This window comes from Sphingomonas bacterium (assembly GCF_903643035.1).
Classification (GTDB): Bacteria; Pseudomonadota; Alphaproteobacteria; order Sphingomonadales; family Sphingomonadaceae; genus Sphingomonas.
In genome coordinates this window covers 1-4335 of record NZ_CAHJWW010000237.1, presented here as the reverse complement: position 1 = coordinate 4335, position 4335 = coordinate 1, and the positions used below count along the sequence as shown (strand labels likewise).

General features: G+C 71.0%; 7 protein-coding genes. 2 read left to right on the top strand and 5 right to left on the bottom strand.

The annotated features are described in order from the left end of the window. Positions 1–76 precede the first annotated feature (76 nt). Both HUV01_RS12800 and HUV01_RS12795 read right to left on the bottom strand, forming a co-directional pair. The gene (locus tag HUV01_RS12800) at positions 77–247 is read right to left on the bottom strand and encodes a YqaE/Pmp3 family membrane protein (RefSeq protein WP_174298616.1); all 171 of its coding nucleotides are present in this window, start codon (positions 245–247) and stop codon (positions 77–79) included. A gap of 80 nt (positions 248–327) precedes the next feature. After that, a complete protein-coding gene (locus tag HUV01_RS12795) occupies positions 328–549 on the bottom strand; it encodes a hypothetical protein (RefSeq protein ID WP_174298615.1) in 222 nt (73 codons plus the stop codon). 148 nt (positions 550–697) lie between these two features. On the opposite strand from HUV01_RS12795, the gene rpmB reads away from it, so the two are divergent. Both rpmB and HUV01_RS12785 read left to right on the top strand, forming a co-directional pair. Then, complete coding sequence (gene rpmB, locus HUV01_RS12790; RefSeq protein WP_174298614.1) at positions 698–1009, top strand: 50S ribosomal protein L28; 312 nt, start codon at positions 698–700, stop codon at positions 1007–1009. A 296-nt stretch (positions 1010–1305) separates the two neighbouring features. Continuing rightward, positions 1306–1662, top strand: a complete 357-nt coding sequence (locus tag HUV01_RS12785; RefSeq protein ID WP_174298613.1) for a glycine zipper 2TM domain-containing protein — start codon at positions 1306–1308, stop codon at positions 1660–1662. A 54-nt stretch (positions 1663–1716) separates the two neighbouring features. Here HUV01_RS12785 and phbB read toward each other — a convergent pair whose 3' ends face one another. From phbB to HUV01_RS12770, 3 genes are all read right to left on the bottom strand, one after another. Then, complete coding sequence (gene phbB, locus HUV01_RS12780) at positions 1717–2439, bottom strand: acetoacetyl-CoA reductase (RefSeq protein ID WP_174298612.1); 723 nt, start codon at positions 2437–2439, stop codon at positions 1717–1719. 29 nt (positions 2440–2468) lie between these two features. Continuing rightward, a complete protein-coding gene (gene hemH, locus HUV01_RS12775; protein ID WP_174298611.1) occupies positions 2469–3476 on the bottom strand; it encodes a ferrochelatase in 1008 nt (335 codons plus the stop codon). Beyond that, positions 3473–4335 (bottom strand): molybdopterin cofactor-binding domain-containing protein (locus tag HUV01_RS12770; protein WP_174298610.1); only part of this gene is annotated, 863 nt, incomplete at its 5' end. The genes hemH and HUV01_RS12770, both read right to left, overlap by 4 nt.

Here is a 4335-nt window from a genome sequence, read left to right as displayed (position 1 = left end):
CCCGCCGCGGCCGCCGCGGCCGCCGCGTCGAGCGCCAGCCGCATCGGCGGTGGCAGCGGGAAAGCCATGGCGCCGCCTAGGATCGGCTGCCGGCTACCGTGTCCCGACCGAGCAATACCGCGTGCAGCGCAAAGGCGATGCCTGGCAGGAAGCCCAATGCGGTCAGGACCGTCCCGATCCAGAACAACCGCGGCCGCGCCATCGCCAGATGCAGCCCCAGCGGCGGCAGCAGGATCGCCGCCGCCACCGCTCCCGAGGTACGAACCGACCCGCCATCCGGACGCGAGCCGTTCGTTGAGCGTGAACCGGTCGTTGGGCTCGAACTGGTCACTGGGCCGGCGCGGCGGCGTTGGCGGGCTTCTGCACGCTGAGCGTGGGCACCTGCACCGTCTTGGTTTCCGAGCCGACCGCGACATGGCCGACGTTCATCTTGAACGCGGGCGCCTGCACCACCGCCTTGCGGGTCTGGTCGAAATTGACGAAGCCGAACAGCATCGCCACCACCAGCGCGATCACCGCCAGTCCCAACAGCGTCAGCAATATCCGCATGAACTCTCCCCTCAAATGATACGGCCGCGTAACGCACCGGTGGCGGCCGGGTTGCCACCGGTTGACGATGTGGCCGACGACCGGTATGCGCGGCCCCTTTCCAGGGGTCGCCACGCCCGTATCAGGCCCCAGCATCAGGACGGACGATATGTCGCGCATTTGCGAGCTGACCGGCAAGGGCCGGCAGGTGGGAAACAACGTTTCCCATGCCAACAACAAGACCAAGCGCACCTTCCTGCCCAACCTGCAGAACGTGACGCTGATCTCCGACGCGCTGGAGCGTTCGATCCGGCTTCGCGTGTCGACGCACGGGTTGCGCTCGGTCGAGCACAATGGCGGGCTCGACAACTGGCTGGTCAAGACGAGCGACGCCTTGCTGTCGCTGCGCTGCCGCCGGCTGAAGCGCGACATCGTCAAGAAAATTAGTGTTTCCACAGCGCCCGAGTCCGCCGCCGCCTGAACTCTGTCGGCTAACCCGGCCGACCCGCGACCATTCCATCGACAGCCGACCGGGCGACCGGGGCGGCTGTCGTCGTGCGTCGAACGACGGGTCGTGGCATCGTCGGTGAACGGCGGATGACGGGCGCATTCAGCCTGCGATCAAGCCGGTTGCGCTAGCGCAGGCATCGTCGACGGATCGCCGGCCCGCCGGTCCTCCTGCCGGTCGGGATCGCCAAGCCGGGAGTGAACGCCTTGTCCCAGTCGTCGGTGCCCCAATCGTCGGTGTCCCAGTCGTGGGTTTCCAGGTCGTGCGATATGATCGTCGCCGTCCTCGCCGCCTGCTTGCTGACGGTCCCGGTCGCCGCCGATGCGCAGCGATACAGCAACGGGCATTATGGGCAGGACTACCGGCAGGCGTACGGAGACGCCTATCGGGACGGCTACAACCGGCCGCCGCGCGGCTACCGCGAGCATGACCAGCGCGGCCGCGACCTCCGCCCGTGCCGCAGCGGGACGACCGGCACGATCGTGGGTGCGATCGCCGGCGGTCTGCTGGGCCGCACGATCGATACGCGCGGCGACCGGTCGCTGGGCACGATCCTGGGCCTCGGCGGCGGCGCGCTGGCCGGGCGCGCGGTGGAGCGGTCGGGCGATCCGGAACGGTGCCGCTGACGGGCGCAGCCGCGGGCGCGGCCGGGTCGTTGCGAATCGCGCTCGCGCGGCCCGTCAGTACATGTGCTGTCCGCCGTTGATGCTCAACGTCGATCCCGTCACGAACCCCGCTTCCTCCGAGCAGAGGAACGCGACGCCGCGCGCGATCTCCTCCGCCTGACCCAGGCGACCGACCGGGATCCGCGAGACGATCTTCTCCAGCACGTCGTCGGGCACCGCCGCGACCATGTCGGTATCGATGTAGCCCGGCGCGATCGCGTTCACCGTCACGCCGGCGCGCGCGCCCTCCTGCGCCAGCGCCTTCGTGAAGCCGTGGATGCCCGATTTGGCGGCGGCATAGTTGACCTGGCCGTACTGGCCCGCCTGGCCGTTGACGGAACCGATGTTGACGATCCGGCCCCATTTGCGGCTGCGCATGCCGGGGAACGCGGCCTTCGCCATATTGAAGCAGCCGCCCAGATTGACGCGCATCACCTCGTTCCAGTCGTCGAACGTCATCTTCAGGATCGTTCCGTCACGCGTGATGCCGGCGTTGTTCACGACGACGTCGATCGGGCCGATCTCCGCCGCCACGCGGGCGCAGCCGGCCTGGCAGGCGTCGTGGTCCCCCACGTCCCAGCGGCGGGCGGCGATGCCGGTGCGATCGCTGAATGCCGTCGCCCGCTCCTGATTGCCCGCGTAGTTCGCCACGACAGTCATTCCGGCCTTCTGCAGCGCGAGGCTGATCGCCTCGCCGATGCCGCGCGTGCCGCCGGTCACGATCGCTACCCGAGCCATGGCTCTCTCCTCATCCCACCCGGTCGAGGCTAGGCGGCGTCGATCCAGCCCGCAAGTTCCCGCGACAGGATACCGCGCAGCATCGCGATCCCCGGCTCGGAGTCGTTGAGGCACGGCAGGTACGCAAAGTCGGTGCCGCCGGCGGCCAGGAACGTCTCGCGGCCACGGATCGACAGCTCCTCCAGCGTCTCCAGGCAGTCGGCGGAGAAGCCCGGCGCGAAGATCGCCACGCGGCGCGTCCCCTCGCCCGCCAGCCGCGCCAGCGTCTCGTCGGTCGCCGGTCCCAGCCACTTGGCGGGGCCGAAGCGCGACTGGAAGGCGACGGTCAGCTCGCGACCCATCTCCAGGGACAGCAGCCGCGCGGTCTTCTGGCAGTGGCAGTGGTACGGGTCGCCCAGCGCCAGCGTCCGCCGGGGCATTCCGTGGAAGCTCGCGACCAGCGCGTCGGGCACGAACGGCAGCGCGGCGATCTCCGCCTGGAGCCTGTCCCTCAGCGCGGCGATGTAGAGCGGGTCGTCGTGGTAGGGGGGAAGCGTGCGGATCGCCGGCTGCCAGCGCATGCCCGCCAGCGCCGCAAACGCCTTGTCGTTGGCGGTCGCGGTCGTCGCCGCGCAATATTGCGGGTACAGCGGTGCCAGCAGGATGCGCTCGCACCCTGCCGTCTTCATCGCCGCCAGCCGGTCGCCGATCGACGGATTGCCATAGCGCATCGCCCAGTCGACGACGACGCCCGGTCCGAACGCGCCCTGCAACCCGTGCGCCTGCAAGCGCGTGAAGGCGGCGAGCGGCGAGCCGTCTTCCCGCCATACCTGGGCATAGGCGTGGGCGGACTTCCTTGGCCGCGTGGTCAGGACGATGCCGCGCAGGATCGGCTGCCACGCGATGCGCGGCAGCTCCACGACCCGCCGGTCCGACAGGAACTCGGCGAGGTAGCGCCGCACCGCGCGCGTGTCGGCGGCGTCCGGCGTGCCGAGATTTATCAGGAGCACGCCGATGCGGGGCGCGACGATCGCGGGATGGTCCGGGGGAAGTGTCACGACGGGCCGGGTACCAGCGGCAGCGAGCGGAGGCGAGTGCCCGTCGCCGACCAAAGCGCATTGGCGATCGCCGGCGCGACCGGCGGAACCGCGAGCTCGCCCACCCCGCCCGGTTCCGCCTCGCTGCGGATCAGCTCGACGGTGACGTCGGGCACGTCGGCGAGCCGGGGCAGCGCCACTCCTCTGCCACCCGGTCTGCCGCCCGGCGCGCCGAAGCCGCGCGCATCGGGCAGGCCGGCGGTGTAGCCGGTGGAGCCGCCCAGCGCCTGCGCCATACCGAACACCAGCCCGCCCTCGATCTGCTGGCGGACGAGGTCGGGGTTGACCAGCCGGCCGCAGTCCGCCGCCGCCACCAACCGGTCGACCCTGATCCGCCCGCCCTCGATCCGCGCTTCCGCCAGCACGGCGACCCGGCTGCCGCGGAACGCATGGCACGCGATCCCCTGCCCGCCGCCCCGCCCGCCGCCGTCCCATCCGCCCAGCGACGCCGCCGTCGACAGGCATCGCGCGAGCCGGGGATCGCCGCCCAGCATCGCGATGCGATAGCTCAGCGCCTCCGTGCCCGCCGCATGCGCCAGCTCGTCGACGAACGACTCGGTGAAGAAGGCGGCATGGCCGTGCGCGCCGCCGCGCAGGTGGCCGGTGGGTATCCCGATGTCGGCGGGATGATGGTCGATCGCGAGCGCCGGGATGCGATAGGGCGGCTCGGCCCCCGCGACGGCATAGCGGTCGCCGCGACCCGCCAGCGCCAGCGCGGCCTTGGCCGTCCGGTCGCCCGGAAACAGCCGGCGGGCAAGCTCGCGACCGGTCCAACCGATCGCGTCTAGGCATTCGCGGAAGCGGTCGGGGGTCATGCGCT